General features: G+C 46.6%; 22 protein-coding genes. All 22 read right to left on the reverse strand.

The window, feature by feature from the left end; translation table 11 throughout:
- Positions 1–30 precede the first annotated feature (30 nt).
- Positions 31–876, reverse strand: a complete 846-nt coding sequence (locus strainIA91_RS11695; RefSeq protein WP_400167003.1) for a lysostaphin resistance A-like protein — start codon at positions 874–876, stop codon at positions 31–33.
- Between the two features lie 9 nt (positions 877–885).
- Positions 886–1,719 carry a hypothetical protein gene (locus strainIA91_RS11700; RefSeq protein ID WP_400167005.1) on the reverse strand — a complete coding sequence of 278 codons (834 nt, stop codon included), beginning with the start codon at positions 1,717–1,719 and terminating at the stop codon, positions 886–888.
- Complete coding sequence (locus strainIA91_RS11705) at positions 1,703–2,407, reverse strand: DUF2225 domain-containing protein (RefSeq protein WP_400167006.1); 705 nt, start codon at positions 2,405–2,407, stop codon at positions 1,703–1,705. Before strainIA91_RS11705 ends, strainIA91_RS11700 begins: the two co-directional genes overlap by 17 nt.
- On the reverse strand, positions 2,397–2,867 hold the full coding sequence (locus strainIA91_RS11710; protein WP_400167007.1) for an NUDIX pyrophosphatase: 471 nt from the start codon (positions 2,865–2,867) through the stop codon (positions 2,397–2,399). Before strainIA91_RS11710 ends, strainIA91_RS11705 begins: the two co-directional genes overlap by 11 nt.
- An 11-nt stretch (positions 2,868–2,878) precedes the next feature.
- Positions 2,879–3,349, reverse strand: a complete 471-nt coding sequence (locus tag strainIA91_RS11715; protein ID WP_400167008.1) for a single-stranded DNA-binding protein — start codon at positions 3,347–3,349, stop codon at positions 2,879–2,881.
- Positions 3,342–3,851 carry a hypothetical protein gene (locus tag strainIA91_RS11720; protein WP_400167010.1) on the reverse strand — a complete coding sequence of 170 codons (510 nt, stop codon included), beginning with the start codon at positions 3,849–3,851 and terminating at the stop codon, positions 3,342–3,344. Before strainIA91_RS11720 ends, strainIA91_RS11715 begins: the two co-directional genes overlap by 8 nt.
- A complete protein-coding gene (locus strainIA91_RS11725) occupies positions 3,848–4,531 on the reverse strand; it encodes a YggS family pyridoxal phosphate-dependent enzyme (RefSeq protein WP_400167011.1) in 684 nt (227 codons plus the stop codon). Before strainIA91_RS11725 ends, strainIA91_RS11720 begins: the two co-directional genes overlap by 4 nt.
- Positions 4,528–6,984 carry a DNA gyrase subunit A gene (gene gyrA, locus strainIA91_RS11730; RefSeq protein ID WP_400167013.1) on the reverse strand — a complete coding sequence of 819 codons (2,457 nt, stop codon included), beginning with the start codon at positions 6,982–6,984 and terminating at the stop codon, positions 4,528–4,530. Before gyrA ends, strainIA91_RS11725 begins: the two co-directional genes overlap by 4 nt.
- Before the next feature lie 25 nt (positions 6,985–7,009).
- The gene (gene gyrB, locus strainIA91_RS11735) at positions 7,010–8,938 is read right to left on the reverse strand and encodes a DNA topoisomerase (ATP-hydrolyzing) subunit B (protein WP_400167014.1); all 1,929 of its coding nucleotides are present in this window, start codon (positions 8,936–8,938) and stop codon (positions 7,010–7,012) included.
- Positions 8,939–8,982: 44 nt separating this feature from the next.
- Positions 8,983–9,258, reverse strand: coding sequence for a DUF721 domain-containing protein (locus tag strainIA91_RS11740; RefSeq protein WP_400167016.1), 276 nt, complete (start codon positions 9,256–9,258; stop codon positions 8,983–8,985).
- Positions 9,259–9,327: 69 nt separating this feature from the next.
- Positions 9,328–10,422, reverse strand: a complete 1,095-nt coding sequence (recF, locus tag strainIA91_RS11745) for a DNA replication/repair protein RecF (protein WP_400167017.1) — start codon at positions 10,420–10,422, stop codon at positions 9,328–9,330.
- Between the two features lie 50 nt (positions 10,423–10,472).
- Positions 10,473–11,582: a DNA polymerase III subunit beta gene (gene dnaN, locus strainIA91_RS11750; RefSeq protein WP_400167018.1), complete on the reverse strand. Its 1,110-nt coding sequence runs from the start codon at positions 11,580–11,582 to the stop codon at positions 10,473–10,475.
- A gap of 222 nt (positions 11,583–11,804) precedes the next feature.
- Positions 11,805–13,091, reverse strand: coding sequence for a peptidylprolyl isomerase (locus tag strainIA91_RS11755; protein ID WP_400167019.1), 1,287 nt, complete (start codon positions 13,089–13,091; stop codon positions 11,805–11,807).
- Positions 13,072–13,884, reverse strand: coding sequence for a peptidyl-prolyl cis-trans isomerase (locus tag strainIA91_RS11760; RefSeq protein ID WP_400167020.1), 813 nt, complete (start codon positions 13,882–13,884; stop codon positions 13,072–13,074). Before strainIA91_RS11760 ends, strainIA91_RS11755 begins: the two co-directional genes overlap by 20 nt.
- Complete coding sequence (locus tag strainIA91_RS11765) at positions 13,850–15,532, reverse strand: peptidylprolyl isomerase (protein WP_400167021.1); 1,683 nt, start codon at positions 15,530–15,532, stop codon at positions 13,850–13,852. The genes strainIA91_RS11760 and strainIA91_RS11765 overlap by 35 nt, the downstream gene beginning before the upstream one ends.
- A gap of 15 nt (positions 15,533–15,547) precedes the next feature.
- Positions 15,548–18,676, reverse strand: a complete 3,129-nt coding sequence (locus strainIA91_RS11770; RefSeq protein ID WP_400167022.1) for a DEAD/DEAH box helicase — start codon at positions 18,674–18,676, stop codon at positions 15,548–15,550.
- Between the two features lie 16 nt (positions 18,677–18,692).
- Positions 18,693–20,540, reverse strand: a complete 1,848-nt coding sequence (gene mnmG, locus strainIA91_RS11775; RefSeq protein ID WP_400168269.1) for a tRNA uridine-5-carboxymethylaminomethyl(34) synthesis enzyme MnmG — start codon at positions 20,538–20,540, stop codon at positions 18,693–18,695.
- Positions 20,541–20,543: 3 nt separating this feature from the next.
- Positions 20,544–21,911 carry a tRNA uridine-5-carboxymethylaminomethyl(34) synthesis GTPase MnmE gene (gene mnmE, locus strainIA91_RS11780; RefSeq protein ID WP_400167023.1) on the reverse strand — a complete coding sequence of 456 codons (1,368 nt, stop codon included), beginning with the start codon at positions 21,909–21,911 and terminating at the stop codon, positions 20,544–20,546.
- Positions 21,912–21,915: 4 nt separating this feature from the next.
- The gene (gene yidC / locus strainIA91_RS11785) at positions 21,916–23,673 is read right to left on the reverse strand and encodes a membrane protein insertase YidC (protein WP_400167024.1); all 1,758 of its coding nucleotides are present in this window, start codon (positions 23,671–23,673) and stop codon (positions 21,916–21,918) included.
- Positions 23,666–23,896 carry a membrane protein insertion efficiency factor YidD gene (gene yidD / locus strainIA91_RS11790; RefSeq protein ID WP_400167025.1) on the reverse strand — a complete coding sequence of 77 codons (231 nt, stop codon included), beginning with the start codon at positions 23,894–23,896 and terminating at the stop codon, positions 23,666–23,668. The genes yidC and yidD overlap by 8 nt, the downstream gene beginning before the upstream one ends.
- Positions 23,893–24,228, reverse strand: coding sequence for a ribonuclease P protein component (rnpA, locus tag strainIA91_RS11795; protein ID WP_400167026.1), 336 nt, complete (start codon positions 24,226–24,228; stop codon positions 23,893–23,895). Before rnpA ends, yidD begins: the two co-directional genes overlap by 4 nt.
- A complete protein-coding gene (gene rpmH, locus strainIA91_RS11800) occupies positions 24,225–24,365 on the reverse strand; it encodes a 50S ribosomal protein L34 (protein ID WP_400167027.1) in 141 nt (46 codons plus the stop codon). The genes rnpA and rpmH overlap by 4 nt, the downstream gene beginning before the upstream one ends.
- Positions 24,366–24,722: the final 357 nt, after the last annotated feature.

Genomic DNA, 24,722 nt, shown 5'->3' on the forward strand with positions numbered 1-24,722 from the left:
CAAGAGAAACGAAAATCATCGGACCGAATTTTATTCTTTTTTAATGTCCTGGGGCGGTGGGGGAGCCGGAAAGCGGAAATGGGGCTTCAACAAGTAGATCCCCAACCACAGCAGCAAACCGGCGACCAGCACCCACGCATTCCTCACGCGCCCTTCCGCTACATACCAAAGGGGTTCACTGTCCAGATTCAGAAGAATCATAGAAAACAAATTATACGCTCCGTGGCAAAAAACTGCCGGCCATACCGACCGGAGGCCGGACGCAAGGGTTCCGAGAACAATCCCCAGGATAAAAATTTGAACAAAGTACCAGGGCAATGCATGCACCAGGGCAAAGAAGAGAGATGAGATGACGATAGCAGATTTGGTGTTTCGAAATGCTTTTTCCATGGACCCAAGGAGCATCCCCCTGAAAATTACCTCTTCTGCAAAGGCAGCCACCCCGGATACGGCGATAATCATCAGAACAGCCTCGCCGATACCGGACCACTTCATCCCTTCCAGAAGGGAAAAATATTCAGGTGGTATTTCCAGCCACCGCAAAAGCAGCCGGTCCACCGCATCCGCCAGGATCAGAAGGCCAGCCATAAAAGAGATCACCCCTGGCCAGGAGCCCTTATCAGGAGCTGAAAGATTAAAAAGGTGGATGAGAGAGTACTCTCCCTTTTTCCTCCCCACATACCACAAAACCGGTGCAAGGAAAATCAGCTCCAGAATTATCATACCCAAAACCGTCCGGTAGTAGGAATCCGGGATAAAAGAGGATGTGAGTAGGGGTGATAACACCAAAGACAAGCCCCAGCCCGCCAGCAGAAGGGCTAAAGATGTTCTTAAAGGGAGTCCCCCGTCGTGTGTATTGAAATCCTGATGTGTCATATTACCTGATTAGAAGCGGTTTAAATCACCGTTAATGATAATTCCTCCGGGCTTGGTAAAGGCAACCGATTCAAAATAGGGGTTAAACACCGTAATATTGGGGATACTTTCCGCCAAAATCAGAGAGGCGGGATGATTATCCTTGCTCCAGTCCTCCGGGGGGCCGGGCATTTCTTTGCTTGAATCGGTAAGGACATAGAGGGGAATTTTTTTCTCCCGGCAAAGGCGGGACACCAGGCCCGTCCCGATTTTATTCACAAATCCGTCTTTCCAGTACCAGTCCGTGCCTACCATGGCCAGATCACAGGTTTCTATGGCTTTTTCCATGGCAGAATCGGTATACAGCATCACTTCGATTTCGTAACGTGCCAAAAACTTTGCCAGATTCACGGCCTCATTGACCGGGCGGCATTCTGTAGTGTGAACCGTAAAGGTGATATCATTTTGCATCGCCCGAACCAGTGATTTTCGAACAATAGAACTGTGGCTGAATGAGAAGACCCGGGCGCCGTCTTTAATCAGGGATGAGGCGGTTTCCACGGTTTTATCAATTTTATCATTCAGCGCTTCGCGGAATATCTCAATGATTTCAGGAACCGTTTGTTCACCATTCTGAAACGTATCCATGATTACCTTGTACAGGTTGGGAAAAATAGCCATGAGGGGATGGGCCTCTGTGACTTTTTCATAAAAGAACTGGATTTTTTTTCTTTGTTCTTCACGTGTAAAATCGCTGTTTTCCGTAAAATACCGGGTCAGAATATTTAAAAATTTCAGCAAGAGTGTTGTGGCCCCCGCTTCCTGTTCAAGCAGGAGGGTTTCAAATTCAGGATAATACTTCATCAGGACTCTCCTCACGGGGAAGGTGAACAATCCCCGATTTTTTTTCATTGATGAGCTTCCACTGGAAATCAAAAAGCTTGCGCATCATTTTTATGGATGTATCCAGATTGTACAAATTTTTTCTGGCTTTGTCGAAGTCTTTATTTCGCCGGTGCATATCCGCCATCAGATAATGGGACATGGATACATCTTTTGTATTCATGTCTGTTTCCAGCAAAGACCGTTCAAAATATTCAATCGCTTTTTTCCTGTTTTCGACCGCCTGAATATCATCCCCCTCATCGTCGAAGAGCCAGGCAATGCGCATGAAACAGTCACCGATAAGGTAGGAGCGGGCGCCATCCACCGCCAGAATGCCCTGGTAGGCCCTGAAGAGCTCCAGCGTCGTTGGATTGTTGTCCGAAAATTGGTCCAGATAGGCCGGGCTTTCAACATAAACCGATACTTCCTGAAGGTTTTTGGGCGGTGAGGCAAAGTCATGACTCACGTAATAACACACCGGACACTGGATCAGCCAGTCGTCCAACAGATCATCCTGGAGTGTGTGGATTCTAAAATCGGTGTCTATGGCTTCAATTTCGAAAAGCATGTCTTTCGGATTGTTGGGGATATTGGTACCACAGACCGGGCAGGCGACGGCCCGTTGTCCGTTATCGATATCTTCTGGAACGTAATTGTCATGATTCATTGAGTTGGATCTCCAGCCATTTTTTTGCTTCAAAGCCTTTCTGCATCATCCGGGCAATGGCCCTGAGGGCCCGTTTGTGATTTTCCCAGGACACTTGTTCAACAGCATCTTCCAGAGAAAGCCAATCATAACTTTCGTGTTCCTGGCCTATCTTCACCAGTTCCTTTTCCACTTCAGCGGCAAAAACGGGAACAAGGTTCATGCGGTCTTCTGCTGCTTCGTAAAAAGAGCTGGTAAAATCGGCAACCCAGAATCGGACGGGACTCAACCCGGTTTCTTCGGACATTTCGCGCAACGCTGTTTCCCACGCCATTTCTCCAGGGAGGATTTTTCCATGAACACAGTGGTAAATGCCAGCGTAAATACGCTCCGATGCCCGTTTCATAATCAAAAAACGGAGTCCGTCGGGTGTTCGCCTGAAAATCCAGCAATCAATAACCCGTGTAATAATGCGTGTCATATTCTTTTAATTCAGAAGGGAAGGTCGTCGTCCTGTGGCAGATTTTCCGATGTTCCGGTATTGGAAGATGTATTCTCGTTTTCGTCATATTGAATCGAAACATCTGAGGCAGATCCACTATCATCCTCATCTTGTCCGGCGCCCCGGCGATCCAGAAGAATCAGGATATCTACAAGAATTTCCGTTGTGTACCGGTCGTTTCCGTCCTTATCCTGCCATTTCCGGGTTCGGATCCGTCCTTCCACATAAACTTTCCGCCCTTTGGTCACATATTGGTTGATATAATCTGCCGTTTTTCCGAAGGCCACACAACGATGCCATTCGGTTATTTCTTTGATTTCGCCGCTTGAGCTATCCCGGTAAGACTCCGTTGTCGCCACGGAGATGTTTGATATGGCCCGTCCATCTGGCAAAGCCCTCCGCTCCGGATCCCGTCCGAGGTTACCAATAATGATCACTTTGTTCATGGAATTTTTATGCATCTGTTTCCTCCCGTTTTTTTTGACGCTCTTTGTTCAATATCCGTAATTCCTGTACAATCAATGCTTCTACCTGGTCGCGGTCGCGGTAAAGCAGTCCCAAAATTTTTTTCTTCTGGTGGGATCCGAGAATGGCATTCCAGACAAGTGGATCGCAGCGAACGATGTTTGGTTTATCAATATCGCCGGCGGTTACAATCATGGATGGAAGTTTTTGGCTGACCGGTGAATTGAAAACAAAACTCATGTCCGGAAATCGCGGTCCCAGATCGTCTCGATTTTTTCCCACCAGGGGATTATAACCACTGGCGTTGATGTAATCCTTTACATAGACCAGCTCCTCCGGCAAATCCCGAACAAAGGCCGTAAAAATCAACAATTCGTAAGGTCGAAACAGGTCCGGGTTTGCATCGCGGGACAAGGTCATCACATCCGCGACCTTTTCATTGGGAAAAAGGGTTTGACGGGTCATGTCCACAATGAGAATCTTTTTGTTTTGAGTCATTGGTTCTCCGGTCTTGGTCCGAAAAGTCCCTGCCCGATCCTCAACATGGTGGCTCCTTCTTCCAGGGCAATACGGTAATCACCGGACATCCCCATGGAATACTCCCTGAAAGAAAAGGTATCTGTTTCGAGGGGCCGGAGCGTATCTCCGATTTCCCGGAGGAGGCGAAAGGCTTTACGGATTCTGTTTTCATCTTCTGTCAGCGGCCCCATGGTCATGAGTCCGCGGATATGCAGCCCCGGGGTCTCTTTTTGCAGGGTTTTGACAAAGTCCGATACCCGGTCGGGTCGAAGGCCGCTTTTGGTTTCTTCGCCACTTGTGTTCACCTGAATACAGATATTTACGGAGGATTCCTTCTCGTAAATTTTCCGGGCAATTTTTATGTGATCCAGGCTGTGAAGCCAGTGAAAATAGTCCACCAGTTTCTGAACTTTGTTTGATTGTAATACCCCGATAAAGTGCCGGATTACGCCAGGTAGTGGATCTTTTTCAAATTTTTCCAGGGCTTCCTGCATCCGGCTTTCTCCCAGATTGTCTATTCCCAGATCTGCAGCCTGTTGCAGAACCGAGATGGGAAAACGCTTTGTAACGGCCACCAGTGTTACCTTGTCAGGATGGGGAGACAGGCGGCGGATATCCGTTTTGATGCGGTTCAGATTTTCCTCAAGATTTGGGATCATTCCTCGATGCTTTCAACCTCTTCGGCTTCTTCATCTTCTTTCAGATACGCAACGGAACTGATTTTATCGTCCGGCTTCAGATTGATCAGTCTGACCCCTTGTGTGTTACGGGAATAGACACTGATATCCCGGACATGCATCCGGATCAGGAGTCCCTGAACGGTAATAAGCATCAGATCGTCAGTATCCACGACTTCTTTCAGGGCAACCATTTTCCCGATTTTGGAAAGCGTTTTCAGTGTAATTACACCCTTGCCTCCCCGGTTGGTCACCCGGTAGTCAACAATCTCAGACCGTTTTCCAAAACCCCGTTCGCTGACCGCCAGAACACTGGCGCCTTCACGCTTAACCACAACCATATCCACCACGCGGTCTTGTTTATTGGCAAGTGTTACACCCCGCACCCCGGAAGCATTCCGACCCATGTCGCGGATATGTTTTTCATTGAAGCGAATGGCCTTTCCTTCCAGCGTACCCAGAATAATATCCTGCTCGCCATTGGTAATATCCACGCCAACCAGGTCGTCATCTTCCCGAAGTTTAATCGCCAGAATACCTGTCCGCCGGGGGTGGCTGAATGCCGAAAGGGCTGTTTTCTTAATCACACCCTTCCGGGTTGCCATAATCACAAACCGGTCTTCGGAAAATTCGCGGACATTGAGAAAGGCCCTGACATTTTCGCCTTTTTCACACTCCAGAAGATTCACGATTGCCCGTCCCCGGGATGCCCTTCCGGCTTGTGGAATCTGGTGTACCTTCAGCCAGTACACCCTCCCAAGGCTGGTAAAGAACATCATGTATTCGTGGGTGGACGCAATGAAGAGATTTTCCACAAAATCTTCATCCCGGGTGCCGGCTCCCCGTTTCCCCACGCCCCCACGATTCTGGGAGCGGTAGGCTGACACGGGCGAACGCTTGATGAACCCGTTATGTGTAATCGTAATAACCATTTCTTCGTCGGCAATCATATCTTCGATGGTAAAATCATCACTGTCGGCAATCATCTCTGTCCGCCGGGGATCGCCATACCGGGACTTAATGTCCTCTATTTCTTCCTTGATGATTTCCATCCGCTTGGATTTGTTCTCCAGGATAAAATTCAGCTTTTCAATCAGCTTCAGTTTTTCCAGATATTCCTGAACAATTTTATCCCTTTCCAGTCCCGTCAGTTTCTGGAGTCGCATATCCAGAATCGCCTGGGCCTGCTTTTCACTGAAACTGAAGCGGGCGATCAGATTTTCCCGGGCTTCATTCACACTGGATGCAGCGCGGATAATTTTTATCACCTCGTCAATATTGTCCAGGGCGATTTTGAGCCCTTCCAGGATATGAGCTGCTTCTTCAGCCTTGTTCAGATCGTAGCGGGTCCGCTTGACCACGACATCATGGCGGAATTCGATGAAATGAGCAAGTATCTGCTTCAGGTTCAGAACTTTTGGGATACCGTTTACCAGTGCCAGAAGAATGATCCCAAAGGTGGTTTGAAGTTGGGTGTGTTTGTAGAGGTTGTTCAGAACCACTTCAGGAATGGCGTCACGCTTCAGCTCAATGACAATGCGGATACCGTCCTTGTCGGACTCGTCCCGCAGATCGCTGATACCATCAATTACCTTATCCCGAACCAGGTCAGCAATTTTTTCCATGACATTGCTTTTGTTAACCTGATATGGGATTTCGGTAATCACAATCTGTTCTCTTCCACCCCGGATCTGTTCCGTAGAGGCACGGGCCCGGATTTGCACCTTGCCCCGTCCGGTTAAATAGGCGGATTTTAATCCGGCAGAACCGAACACAAGGCCTCCGGTTGGGAAATCCGGTCCCTTGATAAATCTCATCAAATCCTGAATTTCCAGATCGGGATTATCCACCAGGGCCGTAAGGGCATTGCAGATTTCTGCCATATTATGGGGTGGTATATTGGTGGCCATACCCACGGCAATACCTGACGCACCGTTTACCAGGAGGTTGGGGATTTGGGTCGGCAGAACAATGGGCTCCTGAAGGGTTTCATCAAAATTGGGGCGGAAATCCACCGTTTCTTTATCAATATCCACCAGCAATTCGCCGGCCAGGCGGGTCATTCGCGCTTCGGTATACCGCATGGCGGCGGCGTTGTCACCATCCACAGAGCCAAAATTTCCCTGGCCGTCCACCAGGGTATAGCGCATGGCAAAACTCTGGGCAAGGCGGACCATGGCGTCGTAAACAGAAGAATCACCATGGGGGTGATATTTACCCATGACTTCACCGACGATACGGGCCGATTTTTTGTAGGAGCGATTATATTGGACGCCCAGCTCATTCATTCCAAACAGAATCCGCCGGTGAACCGGTTTCAGGCCGTCGCGGACATCCGGCAGGGCCCGGGATACAATCACGGACATGGAATAATCGATATAGGACTCTTTAAGTTCATCCTCAATATTTACGGGTATAATGCGTTGATTGGTCAATGTTTCTCCTATCCTTGTTTCTTGGTCAGATATCGAGGTTTTTTACATATTTTGCATTGGCTTCAATAAAGCGACGCCGGGACTCCACGCTTTCTCCCATCAATACAGAAAACATTCTGTCGGCGGCAGCGGCATCCTCAATGGAAACCTGCCTCAGGGTCCGGGTTTCCGGGTCCATCGTGGTAGTCCACAGCTGATCCGGATTCATTTCTCCAAGACCTTTATACCGGGAAATGTTCAGCCTGGATTTTGTTTTTGCGTCGAAGCGTTTCAGAAGTTTCATCAGCTCATCATCATCATAGGCATATTGCATGGACTTTCCGTTTTTAATTCGATAAAGGGGGGGCTGGGCAATATAAACATAACCATCTTTGACCAGATCAAACATCTGCCGGTAGAAAAAGGTCATGAGGAGGGTCCGTATATGGGCTCCGTCCACATCGGCATCGGTCATAATAATAATTTTATGGTAACGGATCCTTTCAATGTCGAATTCCTCTTTGCCAATACCGGCACCGATGGCTGTAATCATGGTGCGAATTTCGTTATTGGATAATATTTTATCCAGCCGGGCCTTTTCTACATTGAGAATTTTACCCCGAAGGGGAAGGATGGCCTGGAATCGCCGGTCCCGTCCCTGTTTGGCGCTTCCGCCGGCAGAATCTCCCTCAACCAGAAAGAGTTCACATAGTGCCGGATCCTTAATGGAACAGTCTGAAAGTTTGCCGGGAAGATTGCTGCTGTCCAGAGCATTTTTCCGACGTGTCAGCTCCCGGGCCGCCCGGGCAGCATCCCTTGCCTTGGCCGCCAAAACCGATTTTTCAATGACTTTTCGGGCAACGGATGGATTTTGTTCAAAATATTCTGAGAGTCCGTCACTGATAATACTATCAACAATTCCCTTTACTTCACTGTTGCCCAGCTTTGTTTTGGTCTGTCCTTCAAATTGCGGCTCTGCCACGCGGACCGAGATAACAGCCGTAATCCCTTCCCGGGTATCCTCACCGCTCAGGGAAAAGTTGCTTTTTTTAATCCCCTTGAACAAATTGTTCTTGATGGCATATGTGTTGAGGCTCCGGGTCAGCGCGGTCCGGGCACCTGTCAGGTGGGTTCCCCCTTCTATCGTGTGAATACAATTGACGTAAGCAAAAAAGTTTTCATTGTAACTGTCGTTATACTGGAATGCAAACTCAACAAGTACATCTTCCCGTTCCCCCGTGATAAAAACCGGTTTGGGGTGAAGAGGCGATCTGGCCTCGTTTAAATAGGTCACAAATTCCTGTATCCCCCCTTTGTAATGAAACGTGCTTTCTTCTCCGGACCGCTCATCTATCAGGGTGATCGACACGTCGCGGTTCAAAAAAGCCAGCTCGCGCATTCGTTCTTCCAGAACTTCTTTATCAAACTGGACTTTCGTAAAGATGGATTTGTCCGGATAAAAGGTTACGGTGGTTCCGTTTTTTCGGGATTTACCAATTATCTCCAGTGCTTTTGTTGGAATACCCTTTTCATACGTTTGCTCATAAATGTTTCCATTTCGGTGAATCTGTACACGGCACTTTTCAGAAAGGGCATTCACTACGGAAACACCCACGCCGTGCAACCCGCCGGACACTTTGTAGCTTCCCTTATCGAATTTTCCGCCGGCATGAAGAATGGTCATGATGATTTCCACGCCCGGTTTCTTTTCCGTAGGATGCATATCAACCGGCATTCCCCGGCCATTATCTGTAATGCTCACACTTTCGTCAGGGTGTATGGTCACAACAATTTTATCACAAAAACCCGCCAGGGACTCGTCAATGGAATTATCCACCACCTCATATACCAGGTGATGAAGCCCGCGCTTCCCCACATCCCCGATATACATTGCCGGCCGTTTCCGTACTGCCTCCAGTCCCTTAAGTACGGTAATCTTATCTGATCTGTAATCATTGGCAGCGCTTGTCGTCATTTCTTTCCGATTCCTTTCTTCTTATTCAAAACTTCTTACCGGTGCTATATGAACCTGATTTTTTTTACAACCGTTTCTCCCATGAGGGTTCTGTATTTTTCCACCAGTTCTCCGGACATCATCATCAATTCGTTTCGCCATACGTGGTCCCGAACCCGGACATAAAGAACACCGGAAACAATTTTTTCAGGCTCGGTGACAGCCGCTATTTTCTCTCCGACAACATCCCGCCACTTGTGAAAGGCCTGGTGTTCAATCAGCGCCCGGGGACCGGTCAGTCTGGTCAAAAGAGCATTCAATGGACCTTCAATACTTTTCATCTGCTAAATTTATTAAATAACCCACTAAATATGAAGAAGTAATTGTTCAAATTTAACTATCTGAGGGCCCTATATATCGATGATATTAAACGATCCCGGGGTTGGTGATATCCCTTGTCGCCTTAAATCACTTAGATCTGTAGACGTGACAATTATTTGTTTTAGTTCCCGAATATGATGCAACAAGTTTCGGGTATGGTCAATATCCAGTTCTGAAAAGAGATCATCAAACAAATAGAGGGGTTCAACGCCTCCTTGTTGCAGGATATATTTTCCTTCTGCCAGCTTCAGACAAACCAGCCAAAACTTTTTTTCTCCCTGGGATGCTCCGGTTTTTAAAGCCTGGCTGGACCGTTTGAATTCAATGCGATCATAACCGGCCCCCCTTAAAGATCGTTTCAAAAGAATTTCATTTTGGATATTCCCCCTGGATTCAGATAAAAATGTCTCGATATACGAATTGTTTTTTTCTGAAAGGCTTAAGGAGGATTTGTATTCAATGGATACAGGGATATCCCGTTCATCAATAGCCAGAAAAAAAGCATGTAAAAAATCGTTCAAAATGGAAAAATTTTCCTTTCGAAAAGCATAGAGTTTCAATGACAGGGGTGCCAGTTGTTCATCATAGGTTTCAAGCTGGGTGTCGTATGTAAAAGATTTCCTGTCATTTTTAAGTTTCAGATATGCATTGCGTTGTTTCAGCAGTTTTGAATAGTGAATGAGATTCGCCAAATACTCATGGGAAACCTGCGAAAAAAGCCGGTCAAAATACTGGCGTTTTAATTGGGGAGCACCACTTGTCAGCACCGAATCTTCAGGAGACAAAACCACCACCGGTAATTTTCCAATCCAGTCACTGTACCGTTCAACAGAAACATTGTTTAAAAGTAATTTTTTCCCCAGGTTCCGGACCAACGTAAATTTGACGGTTCCCAAATTCTCCCATTTACTTTTTATCAGTGCGTGGTCGTGGTCCCGCATAATCGCTTCGATGTCCCGAGACGTCCGATAGGAACGGGTTAAACAACAGAAAAAGATGGCTTCAAGAACAGATGATTTCCCAGATCCGTTCGGACCAAAGAGAATATTCAAACCAGGGGAAAAGTGAAAGGTCTGTTTCTGAAAACATCGAAAATGTCTGAGAGTTAAAGTCTGTAGCATCATCAGGTGAATATACAAAAAAGGGCGGATCGTACCGCCCTTCTTCTGTTTTATTAAAGCCGGATGGGCATCAGTAAAATCAGCAAGTTTTCATTTTCCACCTGTTCCTCAGGGTAAAAAAGTCCTGCCGATAACGGCGTGTTGAGAAATATTTTTGCCTTTTCTCCGTCAATGTGCCGGATGGCTTCCTTCAGATATTCGGCGTTATACCCGATAGTTAAGGGTTCTCCTTCATAGCTGAGGGATAATTCTTCCTTTGCCGTGGAAGCTGTTTCCACATCTTCTGTAGATATTACAACCTTGTTTTCGTTGAATGTCAGGGCAATCTGATGTGTGTTTTTATTGGAAAAGATGGCTATCCGTTTGATTGCCGATAGAAATGCATCAATATCCACCAGGACTTTGTTGGGATTTTTTACGGGAATCACACTTTCATAGTCCGGAAAACGTTCTTCGATAATACGTGTATAAATCACACTTTCTTCCGTTTCCAGCATTACATGATTTTTCCCCACTTTAAAACGAACTTCTTCAATATTTTTAATATTGGCCATACACACATTGAGAAATTTGACAGGAATAATCACATCCCGTTCCAGGGTGTTATTTTCAAAATTTTCATAGGTTAGCTGAACCAGTTTGTGACCGTCTGTAGCAACGCCCCGCAGGGAATTTTCACGGAATTGAAAAAGGACACCATTCAATGCAGCTTTCATTTCATCATGACTTACGGAAAAAATTGTCTTTTCAATCATCCGTTGGAGTTTTTCCGGCGAGAAGAGAATGGTGGTACTGTCATCTATCAGGGGGACTCCCGGAAATTCAGCAGAAGACCGTCCCGTTATGCGGTATTCTCCACCCTGGGGTGTTTTTATCTCAATGCTTTCATTTTTTACACGGATGGTCAACTCGGTTTCAGGAAGTTCAGAAGTAATATCCAGAATCATGCGTCCTGGAATGGCTATGGATCCGTTTTCTTCCACATCCGCCTTGCAAAATGTTTCCATGGTAATTTCAAGATCTGTCGATCTGAAACGGAGTTCTCCGTCCTCTGCCGTGACAAGAATACAGCTTAATATGGGCAGTGTGGAACGAACCGGTGTAACTTTTGAGACTTTCTGAAGAGACTGGTAAAGATCATTTTTCGAAACGGTGAATTTCATTGTATTAATCCCTTATTATTTTTAAAAATTACTAATAATAATATACGGGTGGAAAGTGTGAATATCACATGTAAAGTGAAAAAAAATAAGCTTTTTGAGCGCCTGAAAATTGTGGATAACTTTTTGGTTCATGTGAACAATTCTTTTGTTTTCTGCGGTTTGTTTATGTGTGGCCAAGTTATTCATTCACATTCACAAGTTATACATGGACACTGTGGATAACTATCGTTTGATCTCAACATAGAATTTTTCATACAGGGAATCCAACCAGCGATTCCAGGCTTCTTGTTTTTTCTGAGCAGCGGCCATGTTTTCAATAACGTTATAGTGAGTTTCCAGTGTGATTTCTTCTGAAGGTTTCCGGCCATTCAGTTTCAGAATATGAAAGCCAAAAGAGGTTTGAAAAGGTTCGGAAATTTTTCCCTCTTCCAGGGTATCCACAACTGATTTGAATTCTTCAATCTGCAGAGTATTCACTGGAAATTCACCCAGATGCCCCTTGTTGGTAACCACATCAGGATCTTCGCTGTAGCGGAGGGCAAAATCTTCAAAATCCCCTCCCGCAAGGATAGAATCACGTATTGTGGATAACATGTGGATAGTCCGGGCGTTATCTGCTTCATCCTTTTTGATTTCAAAAAGAATATGGGCGGGGTTGATGAATTCTCCTCTGCGTTCAACAAGCTTAATCAGGTGTAGACCGAACTGTGTTTCCACGATGTCAGATACTTCACCTTCTTCCAGAGAAAATGCGGTTTTTTCGAAATCTGGAACAAATGTTCCCTTAGGTGAAAATCCCAATTCACCGCCGTTTTCCGCCGAGGGGCGATCTGCGGAAAATTCGCGGGCTGCCGCGGCAAAAGAAATTTCACCGGACACAATCCGCTCCCTTAACGCTTTCAATTCTTCCCGCTTCTGGGACTTTTTGTTTTCAGAGGGTTTTGGGATGATCAGGATATGGCTGATTTCTACACGTTCCGGAATCTCTGGTATGGAATCCTGGTTTTCCTGGTAAAAAGAGATGACTTCAGGGCGGCTGACGCTTATGTTTCCAAACCGTTCATTTTGGATTTGCTGTACGATTAAAGAGCTCTTAACCCGGTCATATAAAAATTCACGGATTTTTCGCATCGGCTGATTAAAGGCCTGTTCAATTTGTTCTTCAGATCCAAACACATCCATATACTGCTGAAGCTGCTGGTCGAGAGATGTTTGTATATCCCGTTCCCGGACGACAATGGAATCTTCCTCGGCCTGCAGCAGGATAATTTCCATATTGATTAATTCACGAAGGGCCTCATTTTGCATGGACATAAAATCGTTTTCTGTCATGGAAGACGGGTTTATACCAGACGAGCGCAACATTTCGACAGTCAGTTGCTGAACATCGGAGTACAAAATGATTTCCTGTCCCACAATTGCCGCAATACCGTCTACCAGCTGCTGAGCCCGGAGGGGCAAGAGAGCGATGAGAATGAGAATGACACCTTTACTGAAGCACTTCAACATGTGATTTTTTCCTGAGTTTATGAATGAGGGCATTGTATGCCTGGTTGTATTTCATGATGCCGATTTCCTGACGGATATCCTCACGCACCTCCGAGATGGGAAGATAGGAATCCGGCGGAAAGGTTTCAACGATTTCAAAGAGAAAGAACGCGTCTTTATGGAAAAAAGGTTCCGATATTTTCGGTGGTTGGCCTGAAAAGAAAAGATTTCTGATATACGGGGTAACTGTATTTTCTTTGACAAACCGGGTGATGGTCAAATGATTTTGTTTTAACTCCTGAACGGCGCCGGGATTGTTCCGGAGAAAGGTACGGTACGCATTTTGAGCGGCATCCTCCGTTTCAAATGTATATACATTCACTTTGTGTGTCAATTCGGCGACACGGAACTGTTCACGGTTTTGAAAATAGTATTCATTAATTTCTTCATCATCTGCACTTAGCTGGTTGCCCAATTCCAGTTGCAGGTATAAGTTTGCAATCAACTGTTTCTGATATTGGAGCAATTGGTTTTTTACTTCGGGGTTTTTATCCAGCTTTCGTTTCATCCCTTCCTGGTATAAGAGTTCTGTAGTAACCCAGCTTTCTATAAGTTTCTTTTTTTCCGTTTCCATAGAGGATTCGGTCCCGGTCATGGTCGGTATCAGGTTCAGGTTTTCCTCTGTCAGATAGGAATTATTAACCCGGGCAAGAATGTGGGACGGTTCCTTTTCAGAGCAGGAGAAAATCAGCAAACCGGAAAAGAGGACCCAGAACAGTCTATTTTTTATACAGTGGATTGATTTGTACATCATATTTTTCATAGAGTGTTTGAAACGCGTTTTCTTTTGCCTCTGCCCGTTTTTCCCTGATGTAGTCCTGAACCACTTTCTTTTTTACCGAGTCATAAGCCATGGGGGCTTCGGGATAAAACTCAATCACCTGAATGATGGAAAACCGGCCATCCTTCAGGGGGATAGGTTCTGAGAGGTTGCCCGGTTTCATTTCAAAAGCCCGTTTTCCCATTTGGCCATATTGCCCTTTGTGAAAAGGATCCAGCAAACCACGATTCCGTTTTCCGGCAGGACGCTCGGTATATTTTTCTGCAAGGTCGGCAAAAACGGCACCTTCCATCAGTTTTTTGTGGATTTCCCGGGCAAGCAAACTGTCAGAAACCAGAATTTCCTGTACGTGAACCTGTTTGGGCATCATATAGTTGGATTTATTTCGGACGTAATACCGGGCAAGATCTTCTTCTGTTGGTTCAAGACCTTCATAAATAACAACACCAGAATAGTAGGCGTGTGCTGTCCGGAGTATATAGCGGTTGATTTTCCGTTGAAATTCTTCTCCTTTCACCTCTCCCAGGCGGGATCCGGTGCGAACGAGCAAATCAAGAATGTGATTGTCCCGCACAAAATCCGTCAGGTCTTCTGCTGATTTGAAACGGGGAAATTTTTCATGGTCAAGAAAAAAGGCCATATAATCCACAACCCAGTCTTTGTCGATTTTGACACCGGAATATTCGGCCAGTAAAAAGGTGTCCGGCATTTCAAGGAGTGTTTCAAAGACATTTCTTTTTTGAGACACCAGAGAGTCAAAGGCGGCGTAAAAGGATTCAATGCCCTTGGGATACAGGGTGAGAGGGTTTTTCTGGGTGAGGGAATCAATATATTCCCGCTGGCGCTCAAGAAAGCGTTCCGGCCACAGTTTTCGGGCCAGGATTTTCAGTCGGGGCATCTCTTCTTCCCGGGATTTTACGGCCAGGGATCGCTCCTGTTTTGGATAGACAATATGATATCCATAAGATGTTTTGAATGGTGGGCTGATCTGACCGGTTTTCGTGGCAAAAAGGGCACTGTCAAAGACGGCGATCATCTGGCCGGCCTTAACCCATCCAAGGTTTCCCCCTTTGTTTCGGGTAACCGGATCTTCGGAATATTCAGCCGCCAAAGATTCAAAGTTTTCAGGTTTGGCCCGCCGACGGATCTGGTTGATGAGTACAAAGGCTTCTTTATCTGTTCTTTCAACATCCGGGTTTCGGGGGTTCTTATACGTGATCAGGATGTGGTGGGTTAATTTTTGTGATTTTATACGGTTATAGAGCTCATCATAGGTTTCATCACCGATCAGATGTTTGAAGACCTCGTGATCATACAACGCCTGGGCGTATTCCCGTGCTTTTTTAACCTGAATTTTATATTTAAACGAATAATCGTCATTGCGTCCGGTTTCCTTTAGATACCGCAATGCCAGGATCATGTTGATATAATCATCGACCCGTTCTTTGACAACATTCGCCGAGATACCCTTCAGATAGTCGGCGGAATAATGTTCAGACAAATCTTCCAGGGTGTATTTTTCACCATCCACATAGGCGATGGTTTGGTCATCAAATTTCTTGTCACAGGATGTTACAATCAAGATCAGTGTGAGTAAAATCAGAAATAAGCGAACTTTCATTGAATCTCCCGTCTTTTAAAACTCAAATTTATTTTTATTCGTTACCGATTCCAACAGCATTTTCAGGACCTCTGTTTCTTTCCCTTTATCCAAATGAATGCGGATCGAAAAGTTCCCCTTTGTATGGAAGGAATGTGGAATTTCCAGCTCTTTGAGAACAGGAATCATGGAAAGGGCAATTTTTTGAAGGATATCGTGTGGAATATGGGGATTGAAAACAAGGCTTGTATATTGAGTAAGCTGGGTGATCGATTCTATTCCAAGTCTTCTGGCCAGGAGATACAGTTGTCTGAGCCGAAGGAGATTCAGGGCTTCCGGCGAAGGCGGTCCGAAGCGGTCCCTTAATTCTTTGTAAAGGGTTTGTACATCTTCTTCCTTTTCGGCAGCTGCAATGGATTGATACAATTCCAGGCGGATTGTCCCTGATGGAATATAGGATGGCGGCAGAAAAGCCCGCAGGGAGAGAGAAATATCGGGCTGGGTCTGCAAGGGGGATTTTCGGTGGGTCCGCAATTCAATTTCATCCGTCAGAAGTTTTAAAAAGTAACGATATCCCACCTGGTCAATATGGCCGCTTTGCTCCGTTCCAAAGAGATTTCCGGCACCCCGTAGTTCCAGATCCCGCATGGCAATATGATATCCGGACCCCAAATCGGTATAGAATTCCAACGCCTTTAAACGCTGCATAGCGTCCGGATTGATGTGCCGGTGCCGGGGGATTACCAGGTAAGCGTATGCTTTTCGAAAAGAACGCCCGACCCGCCCGCGAATTTGATACAATTGGGATAATCCGAATCGGTGCGCATTCATGACAATCAGGGTGTTGGCATTGGGGATGTCGATACCCGACTCGATGATCGTTGTGCTTACGAGAACATCATATTGATGGTGAAAGAAGTCAATCAGTTGGTTCTCAAGGATTTTGCCCGTGAGTTGTCCGTGGGCAAAACGGATTCTTGCTTCGGGGACCAGCATCTCTAGATTGTGTGTCAGGGGCTCCAATTCGCGGATATTATTTTCTACCACAAGAACCTGTCCACCCCTTTTCAATTCGTCCCGGAGAACCTGGCGGATAAGATCAGAGTCCCAGTGAATCACTTTTGTATAAATTGGAATCCTCTCTTTGGGCGGGGTATCGATGCGAAGTATGTCCCGGATTCCCGAGTGGGACAACTGAAGCGTCCGGGGAATAGGAGTTGCGCTGAGGGTCAGCACATCCACGTTGGACCGTATCGACTGAATTTTCTCTTTATGGCGGACACCGAAACGGTGTTCTTCGTCGATGATAAGAAGCCCTAAGTTTTTAAAAAACAACTTATTAGACAGTATTCGATGTGTCCCGATCAGAATATCTGTTTTCCCCTGAACGACAGATTCACGCAGGGTTTTAAATTCCCGATCTGTGCGGAAGCGGTTCAGGATATTTACGGATACTCCCAAAGGAGAAAGGCGTTCCCGGAAAGTTTCGTAATGTTGAATGGACAAAATGGTTGTAGGCACAAGGACGGCAACCTGATAGCCGGAAAGAACGGCCCTGAAGGCTGCCCGGATAGCGACCTCCGTTTTTCCGAAGCCCACATCACCGCAGATCAGGCGATCCATAATCAGGGGTTTGGCCATATCCTCTTTGACTGTTTTGATGGCCACGCCCTGGTCCCGCGTTTCCGGCCAGGGGAAGGAGAGGGCCAGTTCTTTTTCAGACACAGGTTCTCCGTCCATGGCAAGTCCTTTTCGGGAGGCCCTTTTCCGGTACAGCTTAAGCAATTCATCTGTTACATAAGCGGCACTTTTTTTTGCCCGTTGTTTTTTAGGTTCCCATGTTTTTCGTTTCAGAGAATCGGGTTGGGGCGGATGGGCATGACCTTCGGAGAAACGATAGATTTTATCGATGTGTCTGACGGGCAGGTAAACACGGTCTTCCTGGTCGTATTCAAGAATCAGCTGTTCATCTCCGTCTGAAAAGCGAGTGCCCAGATAAATGCCGATGCCGTAATCTACGTGGACAACAGCTTCTCCGTATTTCAAAATATCCCGGCGGGGAACCCGTTCTACATCGGGTATAAAGGGGGCATCGGGGTTGAAAAGGTGCTCTTTCTGAAAAAAGTAAGTGTCATTTAAAAAAGCTGCCTGGAGATCTTTCAGGAGAAACGCCTCAGGAAGGCTTCCCTGAATAAAATGTACATTTTCACAGGCATGGAACAACTTTTCCAGCCGATCTTTCAGTAGGGAACTTTGCCAGAAAAGGACCACCGTATTCAGGTCCCGGACAAAGCGAACAATATGTGCATCTCTTGAAGTCCCTGCCTGAAAAGGCGGAAGAGGTAAAGCCTTAAAGGAGTCTTCATCAGAAACAGGCGAAAAGGTAATGGACAAAAGGGCCTTGTTGATGGGAACGGAACGGCCCGAAAGATTGATAAGGACTGTCGTTTCCGGTAATTGATCGATAAAGGGTGAACGGGGAGAAAAAGATCCGGAAGAAGGAAAAAGCCGGAGATGTTTTTCCGTGTTGACCGAGAGCTGGGAATCGGGATTGAAAGAGCGAATGGATTCAAGGGTGTCTCCAAAAAACTCCAGTCGTTGGGGAAGGGGAGAGCCAAAGGGATACACATCGACAATCCCGCCACGAATGCAGAATTCTCCCGGATGTTCCACCAGCTCTGTTCGCTCATATCCCAAATCTGAAAGGCGTTGTGTAAGCCATTCAAAAGAAAGGGCCTGACCCTCGGAAAGGGAAAAGCCGGAAACGGAAGGGGCTGCAGGATTTTGTACCGGGTGAGAAAGAAGATCCGGAGAAGCGATTACACAGGAGAGGTTGTTTCGGGTGAGACGTGAGGCATAGCGGGCAAAATGATTCTCAAAGCGGGCATGGTTATAAAGTTCTGTGCCAAAATCATAAAACGGGAGCCAAACAACCGTGTCATCAGGAAAAAAGGATACACAGGCTTCCAGCATTTTTTCCGATTCCCGTTCGGACTCGAGGAGAAGGACGGGGAAAAGGCCATCTTCTGACAACGATCTTGAAAGAAAGGCGACAAAAGAAAGAACCTGGGCTTCAGCCCAAATGTGTTTATCCCTCATTAAGCGGTGGAATAAAGCGGTATAAGCCGGCGTATTCCGGAATGTTTGAATCAGAGTCATGTCCATGGTTTCACGTGAAACATCAGGTTAAATAAATCAGAAGGATTTGGATATCAGAGGGCGAAACCCCCCGGATCCGGCCTGCCTGTCCCAGGGTTTCGGGACGAAAGCGTTTTAGTTTTTCCCGCCCCTCATTGGAAAGGGACTTCACCATGTCGTAATTAAAGTGTTCGGGAATCTGTTTTTCTTCAAGAAGTTTCATTTTTTCCACCATTTGTTCCTGTCTGTGGATATAACCCTCATAAAGTGTTTCAATAAAAGCCTGATCCAGGCTGTGGAACTGAACTTCCGGAAAAATCTCCCGGTGTACGGCTGGAAGGCATTCCCGGAGGAGGATGTGTTTTTTGATGAGCCGGTCATAGCGCTCGGTCCGGGTGTGAGACAGGCCCAGGGGGGAGTCTTTTGGACAAGATGTGGTTTTAAAGAGATGTTTGATGCGAGTTTTCTCGTGCACGGAACGTCTAAAGCGTTCGATCAAGCGTGGCGTTTGTATTCCAATTTTTTCAGCCGCCGGGTACAAGCGATGATCGGCGTTATCCGCCCGGAGGATAAGACGGTATTCGGCGAGACTGGTAAACATACGGTAGGGCTCGTCGGTTTCTTTAGTAATCAGATCGTCGATGAGTACCCCGATGTAGGCGTCTGAACGGGAAAAAATCACGGGATCCAGTCCATCCAGCAACCGGCAGGCATTCACGGCCGCCATAAAGCCCTGTACCGCTGCCTCCTCGTATCCACTTGTGCCGTTAATCTGTCCTGCGAAAAAAAGGCCGGAAACATCCTTCGTTTCCAAAGAATGACGGAGTTGATAAGAGGGGAAGTAGTCGTATTCAATGGCATAGCCGGGTTTGATAAACTCAGCCTTTTCCAGTCCGGGAACCGTTCTCAGGGCTTTAAACTGGATATCAATAGGGAGGGATGAGCTGAATCCGTTGATATACCACTGTTCCGAACCCTCCCACTCCGGTTCAAGAAAAAGTTGGTGAGCGGTTTTTTCATGAAATCGGACAATTTTATCTTCAATCGACGGACAGTAACGCGGACCCGTTCCCCGGATATCTCCGGCATAAAGGGGAGAGCGGTGAAGGGCAGACCGCAGGATATCGTGGGTTTGTTCCTGTGTGTGAGTCAGGTAACAAGGAATATCTTTGGGATAAAAAGAAGTTGTTGAATAAGAGAAAGGTTCCGGATCCGGGTCGCCGTGCTGGGGTGACATCCGCGAAAAATCAATGGATCGATGTGTTACCCGGCAGGGGGTGCCGGTTTTTAGGCGCTTGACAACAAATCCCTCTGCTTTCAGCTGGTCGCTAAGGCCTGTAGAAGGAAGTTCCCCGTAGCGCCCGGAAGCAATTTGTACCGGACCGATGTGAATCAGACCATTTAAGAATGTGCCGTTTGTAAGAATAACAGATTTTCCGTGGATCTTGCGACCGTCTTTCAGGAAAACACCACGGACTGATGCGTGTGAAAATATCAGGCGGGAACCTTCACCCTCGATGATGTGAAGGTTGTCCGTCTTTAAAAGGGTTTGTTGCATATAATCCGCATATCGCCGTTTGTCTGCCTGGGCCCGGGGAGACCAAACGGCTCTTCCCTTGGATCGGTTCAGCATTTTGAATTGGATACCGGTCTGGTCAATAGCGCGACCCATTTCACCACCCAAAGCATCCAGTTCCCGCACCAGGTGTCCCTTTGCCAGTCCACCGATGGAGGGATTGCAACTCATGCGGGCAATACTTTTTAATGATAGTGTGACGAGGGCGGTCTTTTTCCGAAGCCTGGCGGCTGCAAGGGCAGCTTCTACGCCGGCATGACCGCCACCAACAACGATAACATCAAATTCCTCTAAAGTGCGTTTCACGTGAAACATCATCTATTTTCCAATGCAAAAACGATTGAAAATGTGATTCAACACCTCCGGCGAGGTTGTCTTACCGGTTATGTCATCCAGGGCTCCCATGGCCTCCCGGATATCCAGGGCGATAAATTCGGGGGACATGCCCTCATCCAGCGCTTGTCGGGCGCTTAAAAGTGCTTTCTTCGCCGCGTTGAGATGATTCTGATGACGAAGATGGGATATCATCACGGATTCGGTGTTCAGGACGTAGTGGTTTTGTAACAGATCCAGAATCCGGTCCATAAGCGCCGAGATATGGATGTCTTTTGTGGCACTGACGGCAAAAACCGGCCGGTCAGGCTTTGTATAAGACAGGGCGGTACGGACATCCTCTTCAGGCAGCCGGTCGATTTTATTCAGGACGATAAGTCCGGGAATCTCCTGGCCTTCAAGGAAAGCGGAAAGGGCCGGTACTTCGTTCGGGAATTCAGTGATCATCAGCATCAGGTCGGCATCTTTCATCAGCTTCTTGGTTTTTTCCAATCCGGCCAACTCGATGAAATCCCGGGTATCCCGTAAACCGGCGGTATCATAAAGACGCAGGAGATACCCCGAATGGTTTATCCGTTCCTCAATATAATCCCGGGTTGTTCCGGGGATATCTGAGGTTATCACTCGTTCTTCTTTGAGAATGGCGTTTAAAAGACTTGATTTGCCAGCATTTGGTTTTCCCACAATGGGAATCCGGGCCCCGTCATGTAAAATACGGCCTGTCTGATAACTGGCCATCAAATCGCTGATGTGTGTTAATCCCCGTTCAATCCGGTCCCGAATGTCTTCCGGGTCGATGGTTTCAATATCCTGGTCGCTGAAATCCAGTCCGATTTCCAGTAAAGAGGCGGCATCCAAAAGCAGATGACGGATTTCCTCCAGCTCACGGGCCAAACGGCCCTGGAGAAGAACACGTGCCGATTTTAAACTCTTTTCTGTTTCTGCGTGAATCATATCGGCCACGGCCTCTGCCTGTGTAAGATCCATTTTCCCGTTAATGAAAGCACGTCGTGTGAATTCTCCCGGCAGGGCCGGCCGGGCACCGCGGGCATAAAGAACCTCCAGTATAAGAGCAGGAATAATCCGCCCGCCATGACAGGAAATTTCCAGAAGATCTTCACCGGTATATGAGCGGGGGGACTTGAAAAAGGTAACAATGACGTCATCTATAAAATGTCCGTCTTCCGGATTGAAAAATGGTGTGAAGGTTGCCTGCAAAGCTTTCGGGGGTATCCGTGATACACAAGGTTTTATGATATGCAAAGCATCCGGTCCGGAAACACGGACAACGGCAATGCCACCGACACCTTCCGGTGTGGAAAGTGCAGCAATTGTCCCTTCATATCCTGCCATGATACTACTTCTTTTTTGCCTTTTTCTGCCTGGCGTCCATTTTCTCCCGCTGTTCCGCCAGTTTTGCGTGGACGGATGGATTGATAAAAAGCTTCTGCTGGAGAATGGTCAGTAAGTTAAAAACAGTATAATACAAGTTCAGACCGGAAGGAAAATTGTTAAAGATCAATAAAAAGAAGACAGGCATAAACCACATCATGATTTTTTGCTGCTGGTTGGCCTGGCTGGCTCCGGTCATTTTTTGCTGAAGTATCATGGTCAGGGCCATAATAATGGGCAAAACCGCTACCCCATCCCCATAGAGAGGAATGGAAAAGGGCAGATTGAAGATCACATCAGGAGTACTTAAATCTTTGATCCACCAGACAAAAGAGGCGCCCCGAAGCTCAATGGTTGTGCGAAAAACAATAAACAGGGCGTAAAGTAAGGGCATCTGAAAAAGCATGGGCAGACACCCGCCCAGAGGATTCACACCATATTCCTTGTACATCTTCATGGTTTCCTGGTTCAGGGCCTGGGGATTGTTGGCGTGCTTTTCCTTCAATTCTGCCAGCAGGGGCTGAAGTTCCTGCATCCGCTTCATGGATTCGTAACTTTTGTGCGTCAACGGATAGAGAATGATTTTCACCAGGAAAGAAAAGATCAAAAGGACGACTCCATAATTTGGAATAAAGCCCCGCATGAACCGAAGGAGTTTCAGAATTCCCACTGAGATCGGCTTGATGAGTTTCCAGCCCCAGTTCATCACATGTTCATGGCCATAACCCAGCGAAGTCAGGTAGCTTTCATCGAGAGGGGCGATCACCACCTTATATTGGTCTTCGTGTATATCCCTGGCGGGCAGACGCATAAATAGGCGGGCATTGAAAAAGCGCTCTGTCTTGCTCCGGGCTCCATAGATTTCTGTCCGGATGCCGGGCCGGGACTCTGCCACAACAGATGCCAGAAAGTATTTGGATCTCAGGGCAACCCACCGGGCATCCCCGTCTGTTCTGATGTTTTGTTCCTTTTCCTTTAACTGAAGATGGGTGAGCTCTTCTCCCACTTTGCTGTAGACGTATGAATAGTTTAAATCATCATCCACACTTTTCTCGGTAATGGCAAAACCATCATACCAGTTTAGGGTATATATCATATTGGGGGCAAGACCGGCATAATTCTTTAATACAAGATCAAGGTCAAAAGCATATCCTTCAGGAGAAAATGTAAACGTGCGGGTAATTTCCTGATTTTCTTCCGTTTTCAGGGTAAAAGAAAGGGTCCGCGGGCTGTTGATATAAAGGGTGTCCAGGTTCGAATGCTGTTCAAAGACCTTTGATTGAAAGGGAATCTCATTAAACGACAGGGTTTCAGTATCTGAGATGGGAAATTCCATTCCCAGATTTCCGGCGGCGCCGGGTTTTAACAGGTGAACCCGATTGCCCCGGAAGGTCTTGTATTCTTTAAAACGAAACTGGGTGACAGTTCCGCCTCCCCGGTTTGAAAGGGTTAAAAAATAGGTATCTGTGGATATAACCAGCTCTTTTTCCTCGGCGCTCATTTCATCGGGAACATGATGAACCGGAACATCCTCAGGTTTTGAAATGCTTTGGGTTGGTGGAAATTCAGTTTCGGTAACTTCTGCCGGACCCTGAACCTTTTCCCGCTGATAACCCTCGGAGACCGGTTCTCGTTCTCCAACAAATTGTTTTTGATAAAAGGGCATGAAAATCATAATTAAAGCAATGAGAATAAATGCGATAACCGTATTTCTATCAAACACTGTTTTTCTCCTTTTCCGGTACCGGATCATATCCCCCGGGGTGAAAGGGATGACATTTAAAAATTCTGAACAAGGCCATTTTACCCCCCTTAATAAATCCATGCCGCTCTATGGCCGTATACGCATAGGATGAGCAGGTGGGAGAAAAGCGACAGGAAGGTGCAAAATAAGGGGAGATAAAATGTTGGTAAAAACGAATACTTTTCAGTATCAGATATTTCATTTGATCTGAACAACCATTTTTTTCAGATACTTTTCAATCTGTGGAGTTGCCCCCTTTTCAGGAACTGTCGAGGCAATGAAACCATAATCGAAACCCACGGGTATGGAATCCTGGTTTAAGCGGACGGCTTCTTTCAATACACGGCGGGATCTGTTTCGCCGGACGGCCCCCCGGATTGTTTTCCGGGTTGCGAAAAGATAGCGGTTTTCCCCCGCATTGGGGGAATAAACCATGTGAAAAAAGGGACAGCTTTTCCATCGACCCTTTTCAAAAAGCTCCTGTATGGCCGCACGGTCTCTTAAAATGGCTTTTTTTTTCAGGGAATGGCTCACGAAGAGACCGACAGACGCTTCCGCCCCTTGGCCCGGCGCCGCGAAAGGACAGTCCTTCCACCTCGTGTTTCCATGCGTGAGCGAAAGCCATGTTTATTTTTGCGCCGCCTGTTGCTGGGTTGAAATGTTCTTTTCAAGGGAAATCTCCTTTATTTTCCATTTTTTTGATTTACAGCCTGGTAATATCCAAAAAATGTCCGTCATTATCAAATATTTATGATTAAAAATAGCAAGCGCGATTTATAATGATTTTACAATTTTCTTAAAAAGTGTCTTGACATTGCCACCTCAATTTGCAAACTTCACTTCGCGCAGATTGGAATGAATGTGGACAACATGTGGATATCTGAAGCACGCTTGAACTCCATCTTATAGGCGCGTGAGGAGATTAAATTCAGAACAGGTTGATTATAAGGATGTTATGGAATTTTCACCCGTCTTCTTCTTCTGTAAAAAGGGTGTGGATAACTTAAATACGATGCACATATTATACA

Source organism: Candidatus Neomarinimicrobiota bacterium (genome assembly GCA_041154365.1).
Classification (GTDB): domain Bacteria; phylum Fidelibacterota; class Fidelibacteria; order Fidelibacterales; family Fidelibacteraceae; genus Fidelibacter; species Fidelibacter multiformis.

Coding starts and splice junctions, on each gene's coding strand:
- dnaN (WP_400167018.1), bottom strand. CDS start 11,582: ATGAAATTCACCGTTTCGAAAAATGATCTTTACCAGTCTCTTCAGAAA.
- recF (WP_400167017.1), bottom strand. CDS start 10,422: ATGATGCTACAGACTTTAACTCTCAGACATTTTCGATGTTTTCAGAAA.
- strainIA91_RS11700 (WP_400167005.1), bottom strand. CDS start 1,719: ATGAAGTATTATCCTGAATTTGAAACCCTCCTGCTTGAACAGGAAGCG.
- strainIA91_RS11760 (WP_400167020.1), bottom strand. CDS start 13,884: ATGATGTACAAATCAATCCACTGTATAAAAAATAGACTGTTCTGGGTC.
- strainIA91_RS11710 (WP_400167007.1), bottom strand. CDS start 2,867: ATGACACGCATTATTACACGGGTTATTGATTGCTGGATTTTCAGGCGA.
- mnmE (WP_400167023.1), bottom strand. CDS start 21,911: ATGGCAGGATATGAAGGGACAATTGCTGCACTTTCCACACCGGAAGGT.
- strainIA91_RS11720 (WP_400167010.1), bottom strand. CDS start 3,851: ATGACTCAAAACAAAAAGATTCTCATTGTGGACATGACCCGTCAAACC.
- gyrB (WP_400167014.1), bottom strand. CDS start 8,938: ATGACGACAAGCGCTGCCAATGATTACAGATCAGATAAGATTACCGTA.
- mnmG (WP_400168269.1), bottom strand. CDS start 20,540: ATGTTTCACGTGAAACGCACTTTAGAGGAATTTGATGTTATCGTTGTT.
- yidD (WP_400167025.1), bottom strand. CDS start 23,896: ATGAAATATCTGATACTGAAAAGTATTCGTTTTTACCAACATTTTATC.
- strainIA91_RS11770 (WP_400167022.1), bottom strand. CDS start 18,676: ATGGACATGACTCTGATTCAAACATTCCGGAATACGCCGGCTTATACC.
- strainIA91_RS11725 (WP_400167011.1), bottom strand. CDS start 4,531: ATGATCCCAAATCTTGAGGAAAATCTGAACCGCATCAAAACGGATATC.
- strainIA91_RS11715 (WP_400167008.1), bottom strand. CDS start 3,349: ATGCATAAAAATTCCATGAACAAAGTGATCATTATTGGTAACCTCGGA.
- strainIA91_RS11765 (WP_400167021.1), bottom strand. CDS start 15,532: ATGAAAGTTCGCTTATTTCTGATTTTACTCACACTGATCTTGATTGTA.
- strainIA91_RS11755 (WP_400167019.1), bottom strand. CDS start 13,091: ATGTTGAAGTGCTTCAGTAAAGGTGTCATTCTCATTCTCATCGCTCTC.
- strainIA91_RS11695 (WP_400167003.1), bottom strand. CDS start 876: ATGACACATCAGGATTTCAATACACACGACGGGGGACTCCCTTTAAGA.
- strainIA91_RS11740 (WP_400167016.1), bottom strand. CDS start 9,258: ATGAAAAGTATTGAAGGTCCATTGAATGCTCTTTTGACCAGACTGACC.
- strainIA91_RS11705 (WP_400167006.1), bottom strand. CDS start 2,407: ATGAATCATGACAATTACGTTCCAGAAGATATCGATAACGGACAACGG.